The 17,433-nt window shown below is 71.6% G+C and carries 13 protein-coding genes; 6 read left to right on the top strand and 7 right to left on the bottom strand.

Annotated features, from left to right (window positions below):
- Positions 1–6: 6 nt before the first annotated feature.
- The 3 genes from ACN28C_RS07675 to eccE all read right to left on the bottom strand — a co-directional run bounded on the left by ACN28C_RS07675 (position 7) and on the right by eccE (position 2,982).
- A complete protein-coding gene (locus ACN28C_RS07675) occupies positions 7–516 on the bottom strand; it encodes a GNAT family N-acetyltransferase (RefSeq protein ID WP_422772851.1) in 510 nt (169 codons plus the stop codon).
- 141 nt (positions 517–657) lie between these two features.
- The gene (locus ACN28C_RS07680) at positions 658–1,044 is read right to left on the bottom strand and encodes a phage holin family protein (RefSeq protein ID WP_421495680.1); all 387 of its coding nucleotides are present in this window, start codon (positions 1,042–1,044) and stop codon (positions 658–660) included.
- 63 nt (positions 1,045–1,107) lie between these two features.
- Positions 1,108–2,982, bottom strand: coding sequence for a type VII secretion protein EccE (eccE, locus tag ACN28C_RS07685; protein WP_422772852.1), 1,875 nt, complete (start codon positions 2,980–2,982; stop codon positions 1,108–1,110).
- A gap of 99 nt (positions 2,983–3,081) precedes the next feature.
- On the opposite strand from eccE, the gene eccB reads away from it, so the two are divergent.
- From eccB to ACN28C_RS07700, 3 genes are all read left to right on the top strand, one after another.
- Positions 3,082–4,488: a type VII secretion protein EccB gene (gene eccB / locus ACN28C_RS07690; RefSeq protein WP_422772853.1), complete on the top strand. Its 1,407-nt coding sequence runs from the start codon at positions 3,082–3,084 to the stop codon at positions 4,486–4,488.
- A gap of 260 nt (positions 4,489–4,748) precedes the next feature.
- Positions 4,749–5,069 (top strand): WXG100 family type VII secretion target, encoded by a 321-nt coding sequence (locus ACN28C_RS07695; protein ID WP_421495677.1) that lies wholly within the window; start codon positions 4,749–4,751, stop codon positions 5,067–5,069.
- Between the two features lie 24 nt (positions 5,070–5,093).
- Positions 5,094–5,387 carry a WXG100 family type VII secretion target gene (locus tag ACN28C_RS07700; RefSeq protein WP_421495676.1) on the top strand — a complete coding sequence of 98 codons (294 nt, stop codon included), beginning with the start codon at positions 5,094–5,096 and terminating at the stop codon, positions 5,385–5,387.
- A 148-nt stretch (positions 5,388–5,535) separates the two neighbouring features.
- Here the strand turns inward: ACN28C_RS07700 and mycP are convergent, their stop codons facing one another.
- The gene (gene mycP / locus ACN28C_RS07705) at positions 5,536–6,795 is read right to left on the bottom strand and encodes a type VII secretion-associated serine protease mycosin (protein WP_422772854.1); all 1,260 of its coding nucleotides are present in this window, start codon (positions 6,793–6,795) and stop codon (positions 5,536–5,538) included.
- Between the two features lie 198 nt (positions 6,796–6,993).
- On the opposite strand from mycP, the gene ACN28C_RS07710 reads away from it, so the two are divergent.
- Both ACN28C_RS07710 and ACN28C_RS07715 read left to right on the top strand, forming a co-directional pair.
- Positions 6,994–9,807: an SseB family protein gene (locus ACN28C_RS07710; protein WP_422772855.1), complete on the top strand. Its 2,814-nt coding sequence runs from the start codon at positions 6,994–6,996 to the stop codon at positions 9,805–9,807.
- Positions 9,804–10,169 (top strand): hypothetical protein, encoded by a 366-nt coding sequence (locus ACN28C_RS07715; RefSeq protein WP_422774570.1) that lies wholly within the window; start codon positions 9,804–9,806, stop codon positions 10,167–10,169. The genes ACN28C_RS07710 and ACN28C_RS07715 overlap by 4 nt, the downstream gene beginning before the upstream one ends.
- A 39-nt stretch (positions 10,170–10,208) precedes the next feature.
- Here the strand turns inward: ACN28C_RS07715 and ACN28C_RS07720 are convergent, their stop codons facing one another.
- Positions 10,209–11,150 carry an alpha/beta fold hydrolase gene (locus ACN28C_RS07720; RefSeq protein ID WP_422772856.1) on the bottom strand — a complete coding sequence of 314 codons (942 nt, stop codon included), beginning with the start codon at positions 11,148–11,150 and terminating at the stop codon, positions 10,209–10,211.
- A gap of 296 nt (positions 11,151–11,446) precedes the next feature.
- On the opposite strand from ACN28C_RS07720, the gene ACN28C_RS07725 reads away from it, so the two are divergent.
- Positions 11,447–12,679 (top strand): C45 family autoproteolytic acyltransferase/hydolase, encoded by a 1,233-nt coding sequence (locus ACN28C_RS07725; RefSeq protein WP_422772857.1) that lies wholly within the window; start codon positions 11,447–11,449, stop codon positions 12,677–12,679.
- A gap of 90 nt (positions 12,680–12,769) precedes the next feature.
- Here ACN28C_RS07725 and ACN28C_RS07730 read toward each other — a convergent pair whose 3' ends face one another.
- Both ACN28C_RS07730 and acs read right to left on the bottom strand, forming a co-directional pair.
- Positions 12,770–15,082 (bottom strand): immune inhibitor A domain-containing protein, encoded by a 2,313-nt coding sequence (locus ACN28C_RS07730; RefSeq protein WP_422772858.1) that lies wholly within the window; start codon positions 15,080–15,082, stop codon positions 12,770–12,772.
- A 337-nt stretch (positions 15,083–15,419) separates the two neighbouring features.
- Positions 15,420–17,387, bottom strand: a complete 1,968-nt coding sequence (acs, locus tag ACN28C_RS07735; RefSeq protein WP_422772859.1) for an acetate--CoA ligase — start codon at positions 17,385–17,387, stop codon at positions 15,420–15,422.
- Positions 17,388–17,433: the final 46 nt, after the last annotated feature.

Here is a 17,433-nt window from a genome sequence, read left to right on the forward strand (position 1 = left end):
ATCGCTCTACGGTAAGGGGCAGGGCGGAGCTACCTCCTTTCCAGTGATCGGTGTCACCGGATCCGTACCCGTCCTATCGGGTATCTCGCGCAGGATCAATTCCATCCACTGACCCGGGTTGGTCAGCGCCGTGAAGCCAACCTCGGCGTAGACGCCGTGCGCGTCCCAGGTGGTGAGGAGGATCCGGCGTACCCCGAGCCGGTCCAGTCGGTCACGGACGACACCGACGAGCCAACGGGCCAGCCCTCGGCCCCGGGCAGCCGGCTGGACGTAGACGTCGCAGAGCCAGCCGAAGGTCGCCCCGTCGGTCACCACCCGGGCGAACGCCACCTGCTCGCCGTCCGGGGCGTACACCCCGTAGGCCGTGGAGCCGTCGATCGCCCTGAGCAGTAGCTCCCGGGGACGGCCGAGCGCCCAGTACGCGTCGGTGGAGAGCCAGCGGTGCACCCGGTCCACGTCGAGCCGGCCGGGATCGTCGGAGAGTTGGTATCCGTCGTCGCGGATCAGATTCAGCACCCCGTGACGGTATCCCCGGGCCGGTCAGCCGCCCCCGGCCAATTCCCGCCCAGTGGTCGCCCCGCGCCCGCCCGAGGCGTTAGGAAGGGCCCCCGCTACAACAGAAAACGATAAGCGGGGGCCCTTCCTTTCGCGCGAGCGTCAGTCGCGGTCGAGGATCAGGCCCAGGAGCCAGGTGACCACGCCGACGAGGAGGGCGCCGAGCACCGCCGCCGGCCAGAAGCCGTCCACCTCGAACGGCAGGTCGAGCTGGCCGGCGATGAAACCGGTGAGCTGGAAGAGCAGGGCGTTCACCACGAGCGCGATCAGGCCGAGGGTGAGCACGTAGAGGCCGCAGCCGAGAGTCTTGATGATCGGCTGGAGTATGCCGTTGACCAGTCCGAAGATGACCGCCACCAGGATCAGCGTGAGCACCGCTTCGCCGATCGAACCGGTGTCGAGGCTGATCCCGGGAATCAGCACCGTTGCGAGCCAGAAGGCGAAGGCCGTGCTGCCGAGCCGGACGAGGAAGCCTTTCAGGAAATCCATCCGGGGATCCTGCCACGCGGCGGAAGACTGCCCAAGGGGGCTCTTGCCGGAAATCCGTTGCCGCTACCGGGCCGGCGAGCCGATGAGCTGGGACTCGATCGGGGTGGCCGAGAGCAGGGCCCAGCGCAGCACCCGCCGGTTGATCACCCCGACCATGTCGGCCCGGATCCGGGTCAGCCAGTCCGCCGAGTCGCCGAGCCCGAGCGCCAGGCCGGCGAGCTGCGCCTCGTGCGGGCGGAGCGGCTGCAACACCACGAGGTCGGCCCGGGAGACGGCGTCGACGTCGACCGGTGCCAGCTCGTCGCGGACGACCAGGCTGGTCTGCCAGCCCGGTCCCGGCTGCGAGTCACCCGCCACCGGGCCGACGTCCACCACCACCAGCAGTGGCTGCAGCTGGGTGCCGGCGGGGCCACCGACCGGCCGGCCCGGCGGGATCAGCGCGATCGGCGAGCCCGGCCCGCTGGCGCCGCGGACGAACGGCTCCCAGACGCGTGGCCGGGCCGTCTGCACCACGATCCGGGCTCCGAGCGCCATCGCCCGGAGCGCGACGAGCTGCGCGGCGCGTACGCCACCGATCAGCACCACCCGGGTGGTCTCGGCGCGGAACAGTCGGGCGACCACCGCGGCGCCGTGCCGGTTGGCGCCGAGCATCAGCCCGGCCATGCCGATCGGCAGGTCGAGAGCGTCCACGGAGGAGGACGGCAGGGTGCTGGCCGGTGCCGGTGCGGTCGGGCCGGAGCCCAGCACCCCGAGCGGCAGGGTCGCGGCGACACCGTCGAGCTGTTCACCGTCGAGCCGCCGGGCGACGGCGTGCTCGGCGGAGAGCAGCCGGCGCAGCGCCTGGACGGCGGTGCCGAGCGCCTGCGGGCTGCCGGCGGCGAGTCGTACCGTCACGTCGACCCGGACGTGGTCGGTGCCGCCGCCGACCCACGGACCGGCACTCACCGACACCGTGGTCGCGGTCGCCGGCAGCGCCAGCAGCCGGGGCACGAGCCGGCGCCCGGCCTCGGTGCGCAGGTCCGGCCAGCGGCGCAGTCGGAAGGTGGTCTGCACCAGGCCGCCCAGGCCGACTCCCTGCCAGTTCTCCCGGGCCGGTTGCACGCCGTCGTGGTGCGCCGTCTCGGCGAGTACGCCGAGTGCGGCGCGTTCCCCGAGCACCCGCGTCGGCACCGGGGCGAGCCGGCGGCGCACCTTGCGTACCGCGCTGGAGAGCGCCCGGCGCAGATCCTCGTCGGACCAGCCGTCGGCGCGCAGCACCCGGACGGCGAGCAGGGCGCGCTCGTGCCCGAGGAGCCGCCCGTCGGTGAGCTGCCGGTACGACGTCGCCGGGGTGCCGCCGCCCGCGGCGAGCGTCGGCGCCGGTGCGCCGGTGAGCACCAGTTGCACCCGCATCGGCGGGGTCTCGGCGCTCGCCGCCGGCAGCAGGCCGGCCGGGGAGAGCAGCGACTGCGGGGCGTCGGCGAGCAGGCCGACCTGGTCGCCGAGCTCGAGCACGGCGGTGAGGCCGTAGGCGTCGCTGACCATGCAGGCGGCGTCGCCGGCCAGGTCGACCGGAACCACGGTGGCGCCGGAGTTGACCAGGTCCAGCAGGGCCTCCGGCGGTGCGGCCTGCGGCAGCGCCCGTTGCCGGGTGGAGTAGCGCAGCCCGATGGCGATCCACTCGAAGAGCCAGCGACGGCGCAGCCGGAGCCAGGTCAGCAGCACCAGGGCGGCGGCGAGCAGCACGGCTCCGGCGAGCAGCAGCGGACCCTTGCCTGCGGCGGCGAGGACCAGGGCCACGGCCACCTGGAGCGCCACGATCTGCCCGGCCCGTACGCCGAAGAGGCCGGACCGGGTCGGAGTGGACGCTGCCGGCAGCGGGGCCGGCACCGACCGGTCGATCCGGCTTCCCGAGCCCCCGGCGGGCCGGGTCCGGTTGTCCGCCGCAGTTACCGTCACCGCGATAGCCTCCCCTGGACGGGCATCGGCCGTGGGCCGCCCCCCGCGATTCGCTCAGGGGCCTATCGTATGGGCGGACCGACCGGAGAGGGGGCCCGCATGCCGTCGCGACAGGACCAGTTGCATTCCTACCAGTTCATGGTCCAGCGGGTGGTGGGCGCGCTGGTGATGCGGGAGACCGATCCCGCGCAGTCGCCGTTCCGGCGTGCGGCCGGCGCCACCCTGGCCAGCGTGGCGCTCGCGCTGATCGGGATCGGCGGTTCACTGGTATACGGGGTCTTCGTCGGCGGCGGCGCGACGAAGTGGCAGAACCCCGCGGTGGTGATCGTCGAGAAGGAGTCCGGCGCCCAGTACGTCTACTACGAGAACACGCTGCACCCGGTGCTCAACTACGCCTCGGCGCTGCTCATCGTGGGCCAGTCCGCGCCGAAGACGGTGTCGGTGTCGCGCAAGTCGCTGGAGGGCGAGCCGCGCGGGGTGACCCTCGGCATCCGTGACCTGCCCGAGTCGCTGGCCCCGAGCAACCGGTTGGTCTCCGGTGGCTGGACGATCTGCTCCGAGCCGCGCACCGGTGGCGGCAGCGGTGACGGGCAGCCACAGTCGACACTGCTGATCGGCCGGGCGGCGCCGGGTGGGCACGAGCTCGGCGACGAGGGACTGCTCGCCGTCCACCCCAACGGTCAGCTCTTCCTGATCTGGCACAACCGCCGGCACCTGATCCGGGATCCCGACCTGGTGATCGACGCCCTCACCTGGGGCAGCCAGCGGAAGGTGCCGGTGGCGCCGGCGCTGCTGAACGCGCTGCCCGCCGGGGCGGACCTGGACAGGATCCGTATTCCCGGGGCGGGCGAACCCTCCGACGCGGTGGAGGGCGCGGAGATCGGTGAGGTCTTCCTGGTCGAGCGGCAGGGTGGCGGCGGACAGTACGCGGTGGCCAAGCGCGACGGCCTCTACAACATCACCGAGTTGCAGGCCAACATTCTGATCACCACCTACGGCGGCGGCCAGAAGGACGCCACCCCGCTCTCCCAGGGCGAGTACGGCGCGATGCCGAAAAAGGGGGACCTGGTGCCCGGTAACGACGCGGCCGCACCGGCGACCACGCCCGAGATGGCGACGGCGGAGGGGGGCGTGGTCTGCGGCGACGTGCCGGACGACCGTGGCGTGCAGGGCATCCGGCTCGGCGCCGACCTCTCCGGCATCGCCGACCCGCCCGCCACCTCGGCGCGGTCGGCCGCGGGTGGAACCCTCGCCGACCAGGTGGTACTCGAACCCGGCCGGGGTGTGGTGGTGGAGTCCGCCGCCGCGCCCGGTGCCACCGGCGGTGCCATCTCGGTCGTCACGGACCAGGGCCGGCGGCATGCGGTGACCAGCGGTGAGGTGCTGGGCAACCTCGGCTACGGCGCCACCGCACGGGTGCGGATGCCGACCAGCCTGGTGACGCTGATTCCCAGCGGGCCGGCGCTGGATCCCGCGAAGGCCCGGGACCGGGCCGCCGTCGAATAGCCGGCCGATCGGTTCGACGTCCTGGGTGGAGAGAAGCCATCGGTGACCGTCGGTAGCTGGCGCCCGAGCCGTCGGGGCCCGGGTTCGTCCACAGGGTGGCCGGAAGGGGTACCCAAGAATCGCTCCGGCCCGCTACCGTCGGCTACGGACGTTAATCGCCGAATTCTGCCGCGACCCACTCGGGGAGCGGCGACGAGCCCGGAGTCCACAGTGGGCGTCCCGGGGTGACGACGAGTTAAGGGAGCGGGGTGACTTCGGGGGTGTCCCAGACGCAGGCAGAAGCCGCGGTGATGGAACAGACCGCCACGAAGTTCGAGCACGTCGACCAGTCGCTGCAGAGCATGCTGAGCAGCCTGTTGGGTGAGCTCGAGGTGTTGCAGACCGCGTGGCGCGGCGCGGGTGGCCGCTCGTTCGAGCAGGTCAAGCAGCAGTGGGCGCAGAACCAGGAGCAGATTCACCGGGCCCTGCGCGAGACCGCCACTGCGGTCCGCAGCTCCGGCCAGCAGTACGACGCCTCCGACACCGAGGCGTCGAGCCGGATGAACGCCACCAACGCCGGCGGCATCACGCTGCCGCTCTGACGTGACCGGGGAGGGGAAGATCCGATGAGTGACGGCCTTCTTGTCGTCAATTTTGCCGCGTTGCAGCAGGCCAGCGCGGACATCCAGAAGGCGTTGAACACGCTCGGCTCACAGCTCGACCAGCTGGAGTCCGACGCCGCGCCGCTCGTCAACAGCTGGGAGGGCGAGGCCAAGGAGGCGTACGCCGTCCGCCAGGCCAGGTGGCGTCAGGGTGCGCACGACCTGTCCAACATGCTGCGTGACATCAAGATGGCGCTGGACGAGTCCGCCGCCGACTATCTCAGCACCGAGAAGAAGAACACCGGCATGTTCCAGTAGGACCGCACCGACCGGCCAGACCGCCCCGGGCTGCCGCGCACACCGCGCCGCACCCGGGGCGTCTGCTACGGTGCCCGCGATCGGCGCGTCGAAGAGGCTGACGTCGGGCTGCTCGGCGCTGCGGGCCGACCACGGTGCCGTGGAACGACTACGGCGGCGGGCCGGCGGGACGCCATCCCCGGCGCATGCCCCGGGGCATCACCACGGCGAGCAGCAGCGCCAGCAGCGCCACGGTGCCGGCCAGCCCGGCCACCCACAGCGCCCGCTCCTGGGCCGCCGCACGCCGTTCGGCCCGTGCCACCTCCACCGGGTCGACCTCGTGCGCCGGCAGGCCGCCGGCCTCCTGGCGCCGGCCCGGTGCCGCCGTGTCGGTGACCGCCCGGTAGGGGTTGAGCATCCCGGCCCCGTAGGCGTCCCGGCTCGACCCCGGGACCGGATCGGCGCTCGCGACCAGGCGCTGCGCCACCTGCCGCGCGTTCAGTTCCGGCCAGTACTGCCGGATCAGCGCCACGGTGGCCGTCACGAAGGGGGTGGCGAAGCTGGTGCCGTTCTCCACCACGTGGCCGCGCTCCGGCACCGCAACCGTCACCTTGCCGCCCGGCGCGACGAGGTCGACGTACCCGCCGCGCTGGGAGAAGGGGGAGACGACGCCGTCCTCGCCGACCGAGCCGACCCCGATCACGCCGTCGTAGGAAGCCGGGTACGGCGTCCGGTTCCCCTCCGCGTACTGGTTACCGGCGGCGGCGACGATCACGACATCCTTCTCCAGCGCGTACTCCACCGCCCGCTCGATCGTCGGGTCGTCGTCGTAGAGGACCACGGACAGGTTGATCACCTCTGCTCCGTTGTCCACCGCCCACCGGATCGACTGGGCGAATGTTCCGACATCGGCGGGATCGCCCGATGTCTTGCCTTCGATTACTTTTTGCTCGGTCAGCCGTACCGGCAGGATCTTGACGCCCGGCGCGACGCCGCGGAAGGCGACACCGTCGCGGGGTGTCGCCGCGATGATGCTGGCGACGCCGGTGCCGTGCCGGGCACAGTCCCGGGTGCCGTCCAGGCCCGGCTCCAGGAAGTCCCGCCCGCGCAGGACCCGCCCCTTCAACTGCGGGTGCGTGTCGTCGACGCCGGAGTCGATCACCGCGACGGTCACGCCGGCGCCGGTCGCCAGCGGTGTCAGCCGCTCCGGAGCGTAGCGCTGTTGTGCCCATGGCGGGGTGGTGATGGGCTGGGCGGGCGGGGTGTCGTCGTCGCAACCGGGCAGGGCGCGCTGGGCGATGGGCGGCGCCACATGCTGGGCGATGGGCGGCGCCAGCGGCGCGGCGGGGGCGGGGCCGGCGCCCACCGGTGGGGCCAGCAGTGCGGCGAGGGCGGCCACCAGCGTGAGTCGTATTCCCCGGCCAGGCATCGGGCGCCTCCGAAATCGGTTCGGTCCGCATCGGGCCGGATCGTCCTCGGTATCGTCGCCGGTTCGCAACCCGCCCACCGGATGCTATCGGTGGATCGCTGGCGGCGGCATCCACCGCCAGCCAACCATTGTGATCCGGTCCCCACCTTGTAGGTTGTACGCGATGCTTGTGGCCCGTTCGGCGAAGAGGAGGTGGCCGTGACCGAATGGGAGCCGGCCACTGAGACCGAGGCCGCGATGCGGGACGCACTGCGCGGTGGTGACCAGGAACTTTATTTCCGCATTCTCGCCCGTGCGGATCTACTGCTACCGGTCTCCGCCGAGGCACTCGCCGGCCGTGCACCGATGGGCTGGGGCACCTGGAGCACCGGGGGCCGGACCCACGTACTCGCATTCACGTCCACCGCCGCGCTGCGCGTGTGTCTCGCCGAGAACGCCGGTTCAACCCGGCGGGCATCTTATCCCGACCTGGCCGCCGGGTGGCCGAACCCGGAGTGGTGGCTCGCCGTGAATCCGGGGCTGCCGATCGAGGGATATCTGCCCGCCTGGTTCGTCTCGCAACTCTCCCGGGGCGACGTGCGGCTGCCCGGCCGCAGCATGGGCGCCCGGGCGCGGTTGGAGCAGGTCGAACAGGCCGCCCGGGCCCGCGCCACGGCCGCGGTGCCCCGCCGGCAGCCGGTCGATCCGCCTCTCCCGGAGCCGGAGGTGACGGCGTCGTTCCGGCCGGAGCCGGAACCAACCGCGCTCTTCCGCCCGGAGCCGGAGGGGACAGCGCCGTTCCGGCCCGAGCCGGAACCAACCGCGCTCTTCCGGTCGGAGCGCGGGGCGAACGGGCCGTTCCGTCCGGAGCCGGAGCCCGCCGGGCCGTTCCGGCCGGTGGAAGCGGAGTCGTCGGGGTTGCCGCTGCGATCGCCCGGCGCGTCGCGGGAGTCGACGCCATTCCGGTCGACGGATGCAGAGTCGACGCCGTTCCGGTCGACGGAGCCAGGGCCGACGCCGTTCCGGGCGGCAGAGGATCTTGATGATCCGTTCCGGATCGTAAGGCACGTCGAGGATGTGGAGCCGGCGGTCTCGCCGTCGGGTGCCGATCCGGACCCGTTCCCTCCCCCGGGCGAGCCGAGGCCGGCCCCGTCGGGCGGTAACCCGGCCACGGTGCCGGTGATCGCGCCGACGCCGGCCGGCAGTGGGCTGGGCGGTGACTTCGGCAGCCAGATCTCGGACGACACCTCGGCGGGCTGGATGACCCCGGCTGGGCCGCCCCGGACAGCCACGGCGAACGCGGCGAACGGCAGCTCACCGGTTGCGGCGGGTACTGCCGCCACCTCTACACCGTCGGACGGCGATCCGGGCGGGCCGCCACCGGCCTGGTACGGCTCCGCCGGCCGGCAGCCTGACGAGGCCACCCCGCCGGCCGGCATCCGCCTCCCCGAAGAGCGGCCCGCCGGACCAGGGTCCCCCGAGCCGCCACCGCCGGAGATGCCGGCGCCGGAGGCGTGGGCACCAGGCGCCGCGCCCGCCGCGCCTTCGCTGTTCACGCCGGCCCCTCGCCGCTCAGCCGGCGGGTCGTGGTCCGAGCCCGGCGAGTCGTCGTCCGACCCGGGCGAATCGCGGCCCGATGGCGGTGAATCGTCATCCGGCTCCGCCGGGCGGACCTTCAGCGGCTCCGCCGTCGCCCAGGCGATCTCCGGCCGGTCGATGGCTGCCGAGTCCTTCGAGATGGGCTCGATGCCCACGGAGAGGCTCGCCGCCCGCGTAACCGAGCCGTTCACTGCCGGCCTTTCGGTCACCGAGCGCTTCTCCGCCGGCGCGTCTGCACCCGAGCCGTTCGCTGCCGGCCTTTCGGTCACCGAGCAGTCCGATACACGGCCGGCGGCGGTGCCGGCCGAGCGGGCGCCGGCCGGCCCCGACAACCATCGGCCGGAGGGCAGAGGTCAACCAGAGGGCGGCGGTCAGCCGGAGAGCAGCGGTCGGGACGTGCCCGGGCCGGTTGCCACCACCCCGGAGGGCGGTGCCGGGCCGGTGGCCGGCCAGCGGCTGCCGGCGGACTTCGTGCCCGCCAACGAGGTCGAGCGGAGTCTGCTCGACGCAGCCGGTGACGGCAGTACCGACACGTTCCTCTCCACGCTGCTGCTCGCCACGGTGCTGCTGCCGGTGGCGTACAACTCGGCCCGGGGTGCCCGGCCCGGCGACGACGGCTTCGAGTGGCGTACCGAGTTGCTGGACGGAGAGCGGTACGTCGTCGTGTTCACCTCGCCGGAGCGGCTCGGCGACCACCTGCCGGAGACCGTCGACACGGTCGAGGTCAAGTTCGCCCGGCTGATCCGGCGGTGGCCCGACGACACCTGGTCGTTCGCGGTCAACCCGGGCACGCCGGTCGGCGCGAAACTGCCGGGCGGGCAGATCGTCGCGCTGGCGAACTGGGCCGCCGAGGTGGGCCTCGGGGACGACAGCGGCGAGCCGGTGCCGCAGGCTCCGGCCGAGGAGGAGGCGCCGCGGTCGACGTACGCGCCGGCCCGGGAGGACCCGGGGCAGCCGACGATGATGCAGAAGAGCGTCGCCCCGAGCCAGCTCCCCTACTACCTCGACCGGGGCTACGACCGGGTGTCGGGCTTCGTACACCGGGCCTCCGAGGTCGCCCACCTGCGTACGCCGGCCAAGCTCTACGCCGCGCTCGGCCTCAACCACCCGGGCTCGCCGTTCGAACGCGACGCCGAGGAGATCTACGTCCTTCGCTGGCCGGCCTACCGACCCAGCCTCTATCGCATCCCCTACGGCGGGCAGACCGAGGCCGCCATGCGGGCGATGGAGGGCTGGGTGATCGAGCGGCCACCCTTCCGGGGCAACGGCTTCGCGCCGGGCGAGAGCAGCGACGTGGTGGCCGAGTTCAAGGTGGACAGTGTTCGGCTGCCGCACGGCGCGCAACTGCACCGGATCGGGGCCGACGGCATGGAGCGGCTCGTGGCGACGCTCGACTGTGACGTGCCGGTCTGGCGCCGGGCCGGGGAGGACTGATGCGCGACGGTTACGTCGCCCAGTGGCGCGGCCGGGAATACGACGCCAGCCCGGCCGGTGACGAGGTACGGCTCTACCAGACGGAGCCGGGTGAGGGCTTCGAGGAGGTCCGGCCCGGGCGGTACGTCCGGGTGGTGGCCGCCGCCGAGGTCGCCGAGCTCGTCTACGTACGCACGAGGTGCTCGTGGCAGGGCCAGCCCTTCATCGTGCTCGCCCAGCACGACAACTGGCTTCGGCTCGAATACACCGGCGGGCGCTGGCCGGTCGCCGAGGCGATGGGGCTGGAGGCGTTCGACTTCGGCGTCTACCAGGGGTGGGCGCCGACGGCCGAGGTCACCGACCTCCGCGAGAACCGCGCCTGAGCGACGGACCCGGCGGGCGGCCCGGGCGGGCGGAGGCGGTCACGACTTGGCCCAGCGCAGCACCTCGCCCAACACCAGGTCGGTCGCCTCGACGTGCGGGAAGTGGCCGACACCGTCGAGCAGCCGCCACTCGTACGGGGCAACCACGTAGCGGCTCGACCCCTGTGCCGTACGCGGCAGCGACGCCCTGTCCAGCGCGCCGTGCAGTTGTAGGGTCGGCGTGACCAGCGGCCTCTGCATCAGCTTGACGAACCGGTAGCCGTGCAGCCTCAGCACCGAGCGGAACGCCCACCGGTAGCCCTCCATCGCGCAGAAGGCGGCCTGCGGGATCCGTATCGCCTGCCGGCAGCGGGCCGCGTAGTCGGCGAAGCCGGCGCTGCCGACCCAGTCGGGTCCGCCCCAGCGCTGGAGGAAGTAGCCGACCAGCGCGGCGTCGTCGCGGGTCAGCACGTGTTCGTACCGGGGGATCTGGAACTTCAGGGTCGGGGTGGCCGCCGCGAACTGGCCGCGCGGATCGGCGAAGATGCCGGCGCGCAGCCGCAGCGGATGTGGTGCGGCGAGCACCACCAGGCGGCGGACCAGGCTCGGATGGAAGGAGGCGGCGGTCCAGCCGATCATGCCGCCGGCTCCCGAGCCGACCAGCACCGCCGAGCGCTCGCCGAGAGCCCGGATCAGTCCGGCCACGTCCGCGGCGAGGGTGTAGCCGTCGTACCCCCGGGGTGGCTTGTCGCTCGCGCCGTAACCGCGCAGGTCGACCGCGACCGCCCGGTAGCCGGCGTCGGCGACCGCCGGCAGCATCTCGTGCCAGGCCCACCAGAACTCCGGAAAGCCGTGCAGGAACAGGACGAGCGGGCCGCTGCCCGCCTCGACGACGTGGAACCGGCTGCCGTTGGCACCGACGAAGCGGTGCGTCCACGGCCCGTCCACCAGTACGCAGGACTCGTCGACGACGGGTCTCCGGCCGCCGTCGCGCTCGCTCATCTCGACTCCCCGTGCCACCCGCCGGTGCCACGGGCCCGACGACCAGGTCGGCCGGTGAGCTCGTTCGGCCGCTCCTCGCTGACCTGGCCGATGCGCTTCCTCATGAGGGACAGCCTAGGGCCATCGGCGGCGGACGGAACCGGCGCGACCGACGGATCAGGGGATCATCCGGGATTTCACCGAGTTCGTCCCCGCCGGTGACGCCGTTCCCGGCGCGTCCGAGCGGGCAACCTTGACCAGAGGATCAGGAAGGAACGCCGGTGACGCCGACCGGACGGTGCGGTTAGCGTGCTGCCATGACTTCCGCCCGTCGGCTCGACCACTCCGACCTGCCCGTGCCGTTGATCCGGGTGCAGGGCACGCCGGCCGAGTGCGGCACCGGCTACGGTGCCGGTGCCCGTGACATGATCCACGTCAACCTGGGCTTCTACCTGCACCGGTTCCGGGACGAGGCGGGGCTCGACGAGGCGGCGGTGGCCGGCGCCGGGCGTGGCTTCCAGGAGGCGACCCGGCGGCATCATCCCCGGGTCGCGGAGCTGCTGGACGGGGTCGCCGAGGGGGCGGAGCTGCGGCCCGAGCTGATCTACGCATTGAACGCCCGCACCGAGCTGATCTACGGCCGGCCGTCGGACATCGGGACTGATGCGCGCGGCGGGACCGAAGCGCGCGGCAGGACCGCCGGGTCGGCTGTGTCGCCGGCCGTGTCGCCGGACGCCGGTGTCGGCGGCTGTACGGCGGTCGGCGTGCTCGGCACCCACACCGGCAACGGGCACCTGCTGCTGGGACAGAACTGGGACTGGCGTCCCGACCAGCGTGAGGTGATGCTGCTGCTCGCCACCAGGGACGAACGCGGGCTGACCGTGCTGACCCTGACCGAGGCGGGCATGGTCGCCAAGACGGGGCTGAACTCGGCGGGGCTCGGCGTCTGCGTGAACATGCTCGGCTGCGACCGGGACGGGCTGCCCGCTTCCGGCGTCGAGCCGGGTGTGCCGTACCACGTGCTGCTCCGGGCGGCGCTGGAGGCGGAGAACCTGGGCGAGGCGCTGAAGGTTGTCTGCCGGGGCAGCCGGAACAGCTCGATCAACATGCTGCTCGGCCAGGCGGCGGAGGCGGGCGGCGAGCTGATCGACCTGGAGCTGGTGCCCGGTGACATCGGCTGGCTGCACCCGGTGGACGGATATCTCACCCACGCCAACCACCTGGAGACGGCGCTGCCGGTCTACGACACCATCAAGGACTGGGGCGGGGCGTCGCTGTTCCGGTCCGCGCGGGCGCGGCGACTGCTGGCGCCGAAGGCGGCGGTCGGCACAGTCGGCGAGGGCGACCTCGCGGCGCTCTTCCGTGACCACGCCAGCTTTCCGCAGAGCATCTGCCGGCACGTCGACGAGCGGATGCCGCTGGCCGAGCATTCCGAGACGGTCTACTCGGTGCTGATCGATCTCGACGACCGGCGGCTGGGCATCGCCGCCGGTCCGCCCTGCGAGCACCGGTACGGCTGGCTGGACCTGACCGGCCGGCGGGGAGCCTGACGCCTCCCTCGCATCCGGCCGGAAACGGAGCGGGGCCGGAGGCGACGTGCGCCTCCGGCCCCGACCGTGGTACGCGGGACTACCCGGTGATCAGTTGCTGATCTTGATGATCGCCAGATCGGAGATCAGGCGGTTCTCCAGCAGCAGCTCGATCTTGGTGCCGGTGCCGGCGACCTTGACCGAGTTCATCGGGTTCTGTGCCGACCAGTACCGGTTCGGGTCCGAGTCGTTGAAGACCGTCACCGGGTTCAGCTTCGGCACCGTGGTGGCCACGCCGTTGAGGTGGAACGTCTGGGCGGGCTTGGTGAACCGGCTGAAGGTGGCGTCGTAGGTGCTCCGCCGGTTGGTGATGTTGCCGACCCCCGGCACCGTGATCGGACCCGGCCGGACGTCGACCGGCAGGTTCAGCCCGAAGCCCGGGTGGGTGATCGTGTTGTTGTCGTTGTAGGCGTGGTTCACGTACCAGACCAACAGGCCCTGGTGGTTGGAGAACCGCTCCACGAAGTCCGGCTTGCTGTTCTGCCAGCCGAAGTTGTACGGACCGGTCTTCAGGACCTTGTCGTAGCCGTAGTAGGTCCGGTATTCCGCGATGTAGTAGTGCGGAACCACCTCGACGGTGCTACCGGTGAACCGGCTGAACCCGCGCGCGGTCCACGCCGGGTCGACCGTCTCGGCACCGTCGGTCCAGACCGCCGCCCCGTTGACGACCAGCGAGACGTTGTCCAGGAACGCGCCGTCGAAGAAGACCCCGCCGTCGCTCTGGAAACGGTAACGGAACTGCACGGTCTGCCCGGCGTACGCGGACAGGTCGTAGGTCAGGTCGATCCACTCGCCGCCGGTCGAACCGTCGATGCCGGTCTCGCCGGCCTCGATCAGCTCGTTGGTCAGCGGCGTCCAGGTCGAGCCGTTGTTCGTCGACACCTCCGCGTAGAGGTAGTCGTAGTCCTCCTCGATCTCGTACTGGGCCTTCGCCGTGATGGCCGCGGTGCTGGCCCCGGTGAGGTCGAGGGTTCGGGTGAGGGTGTTGTTGAGGTCGTCACCGGTGCCGGACCACCACTCGTACTCGCCCGAGAACGGGGTGTTGTACTCGGTGCTGACCTCCTGGTCGGGCAGGTTCACCACGATCGCCTGGGCGAGACCGTCGGTCTTGCCGGCCGCCCCGAGGGTGGCGAAGGTGGTGCCGCTGTCCCACTCCACGGTGGAGTAGTTCAGCCAGCCCAGGAAGAGCTTCGACCACGGGTCCATGTAACCCGGGGTGGAGCCGATGTCCTGCTTGCCGTGGTTCAGCCAGGAACCGGAGGCCATCAGGCTCCAGAACCCGACCCCGTTGTCGCCGCCCTGGGTGTCGTACAGGTCCGGCAGGCCGAGGTCGTGGCCGTACTCGTGGGCGAAGACGCCCAGGCCGCCGTTCTCCGGCTCCGTGGTGTAGTCACGGATCCAGAGGCCGGTGTCGCCGATCTGCACGCCGCCGGCCTTGTTGTTGTCCGGCCCCGCGCTGCCCTGCAGGTTCGGGAAGGCTGCCCAGCGGTGCGACCAGATCGCGTCCGCGCCCTGGGCACCCCCGCCGGCCTCCTCGCCCTCACCGGCGTGCACCGCCTGGAAATGGTCGACGTAGCCGTCCGGCTCGTTGAAGTCGCCGTCGCCGTCGTAGTCGTACCGGTCCCAGACGTCGAACTGGGCGAGGTACGACTTGATCTGCTCGGTGGTCTTGCCGGCAGCGACCTGCGAGTCGTACCAGGAGGTCGCGGTGTCCTTGACGAAGTTCCAGTAGCCGTCGGACTCCGGGATGTTGTTGCTGCCGTACCGGGCCTCGTTGAACGGCACCTTGACCCAGTCGCTGACGTCGCCGCCGACCGTGTAGCGGCCACCCGACTGCTTCAGGTAGAAGTCGGCCATCGACTCCTTGCCCTTGGCGTACATCAGGTCGACGTACGACTGGCGGTTGAAGTCGGGCTTCCAGATGGTGCTGTTGTCGTCGGTCGCGCTGCCGTCGTAGACCCGGTCACGCGCCGGGATCTCGTTGTGCAGCGGACCGTCGGTGCCGCCGGTGCGCGGGTCCTTCTGGTTTCCGAATTCCACCAGGATCGTGAAGATCGGGTCGGTCTTCGGAGGCTGCTGGTACTCGACGAACCGGTCGGCCTTGATCTGGATGACCTTCGACCCGTTTCGGGTTTGCAGCTTGGCCTTGCCGGACAGCAGCGCGGCGATCGCCTCCTGGCGGACCTGCTGGTGCTGCTCGGCGAGCGGGTCGGGCAGGTTGTCGGCCCGGTGGGCCGCCCCCTTGGGCTCCCGATCCACCGGGGCTGGCGCCGACGGAGCGGCGTACGCCGGCGCGGAGATCGCGCTGGCGGCCAACAGCGCGGCCGTGGCACCCGCCAGGCCCGCCGTGACTCGTCTCCTCAAAGGTCCTCCTCCTTTGTGGAAGTGTTACAAGACAGGCCGGCTCTTGGCGGGCACTGTCATCAGACGCGACCATCACCCTTGCAGATCGATGGAACCCTGTCACGGGTTGAGAGCGGCTGATCCGGGTGGTCAGATCTACGTCTAATCAGGGCGAAAGCCTTCTAAGGGTGGCCCATTTCCGGACATTCGAATGTCACGATTCGGCTACAGCCGGAACCCCGGTAGGTGGTTCCACGTCCGCCTGCCGGCAACCCAGACGGCGATGGGCGGACCCGTGGCGGGCCCGCCCATCGCCGGAGCAGAGCTGATCGGTGTTCTTCCGGTCGGCTGCCGGCCGTCAGTCCTCGTCGGACCTGCCGGAACGCATTCCGGTGGAGATCAGATCCATCACCGAGGAGTCCTGCAACGTGGTGACGTCACCCAGGGAACGGTTCTCGGCCACGTCGCGGAGCAGCCGGCGCATGATCTTGCCGGAGCGGGTCTTCGGCAGCTCCGGCACCAGCATGATCTGCCGGGGCTTCGCGATCGGGCCGAGGGTCTTCGAGACGTGCTCCCGCAGCTCGGCGATGAGTGCCTCACCGGCGTCGCCCTCGGTGTCGACCGAGCCGCGCGGGATGGTGAAGGCGACGATCCCCTGCCCGGTGGTCGGGTCGGTGGCGCCGACCACCGCCGCCTCGGCGACCGACGGGTGCGAGACCAGCGCCGACTCCACCTCCGTGGTGGAGATGTTGTGCCCGGAGACCAGCATCACGTCGTCGACCCGGCCGAGCAGCCACAGGTCGCCGTCGTCGTCCTTCTTCGCACCGTCGCCGGCGAAGTAGAGCCCCTCGAAACGGGACCAGTAGGTGTCGACGAAGCGCTGGTCGTCACCCCAGATGGTGCGCAGCATCGACGGCCACGGCTCGCGCAGCACCAGGAAGCCGCCCCCGCCGTCCGGCACCGACCGCGCCTGGTCGTCCACCACGTCGGCGCTGATCCCCGGAAGCGGCCGCATCGCGCTGCCCGGCTTGGTCGCGGTCACCCCGGGCAGCGGGGAGATCATGATGGCCCCGGTCTCCGTCTGCCACCAGGTGTCGACGACCGGGCACTCGCCCCCGCCGATGTTCTGCCGGTACCAGATCCACGCCTCCGGGTTGATCGGCTCGCCGACGCTGCCGAGCAGGCGCAGCGAGGAGAGGTCGTAGCCCTTCGGGATGTCGTCGCCCCACTTCATCATGGTGCGGATCAGGGTCGGCGCGGTGTAGAGGATCGTCACCCTGTACTTCTGCACCAGGTCCCAGAACCGTCCCCGGTGCGGGGTGTCCGGGGTGCCCTCGTACATGACCTGGGTGGCGCCGTTGGCCAGCGGGCCGTACACGATGTAGGAGTGCCCGGTCACCCAGCCGATGTCGGCGGTGCACCAGTAGACATCGGTGTCCGGCTTGAGGTCGAAGACCGCATGGTGGGTGTAGGCGGCCTGGGTCAGGTAGCCGCCCGAGGTGTGCAGGATGCCCTTCGGCTTCGCCGTCGTGCCGCTGGTGTAGAGGATGAAGAGCGGATGCTCGGCGTCGAACGCCTCGGCGGTGTGCTCGGTCGGGGCCGTCTCCACCGTCTCGTGCCACCACACGTCCTTGTCGCCGTTCCAGGCCACGTCCTGCCCGGTCCGCCGCACCACCAGCACGTGCTCGACCGACGGGCACTTCGCGACCGCCTCGTCGACGGTCGGCTTCAGCGCCGACGGCTTGCCCCGCCGGTAGCCGCCGTCGGCGGTGATCACCAGCTTGGCGCTGGCATCCTGGATCCGGTTGCTCAGCGAGTCGGCGGAGAAGCCGCCGAAGACCACGCTGTGGGTGGCGCCGATCCGGGCACAGGCGAGCATCGCGACCGCCGCCTCCGGGATCATCGGCAGGTAGATCGCCACCCGGTCACCGGCGGTGACCCCGAGCGCGGTCAGCGCGTTCGCCGCCTGGCTGGTCATGGCCAGCAACTCGGCGTAGGTGATGGTGCGGGTGTCGCCGGGCTCGCCCTCCCAGTGGATCGCGACCCGGTCGCCGTGCCCGGCGGCGACGTGCCGGTCCAGGCAGTTGTGGGCGACGTTGAGCCGGCCGCCGACGAACCACTTGGCGAACGGCGGGTTCGACCAGTCGAGGATCTGGTCCCACTCCTTCGACCAGTCCAGCCGGCCGGCCTGGCGCGCCCAGAACGCCAACCGGTCCTCGGCGGCGGCGTCGTACGCCTCCGAGGTGACGTTGGCGGCGGCGGCGAGATCGGCCGGCGGCGGGAACTGCCGGGTCTCCTGCAACAGGTTTGCCAGAGTCTCGCTCATGGTGGATGGCTCCTCAGACGTCGCGTTAAGGTCGTTCGCTAGGAGG

The organism is Plantactinospora sp. WMMC1484 (assembly GCF_049315195.1).
Classification (GTDB): domain Bacteria; phylum Actinomycetota; class Actinomycetes; order Mycobacteriales; family Micromonosporaceae; genus Plantactinospora.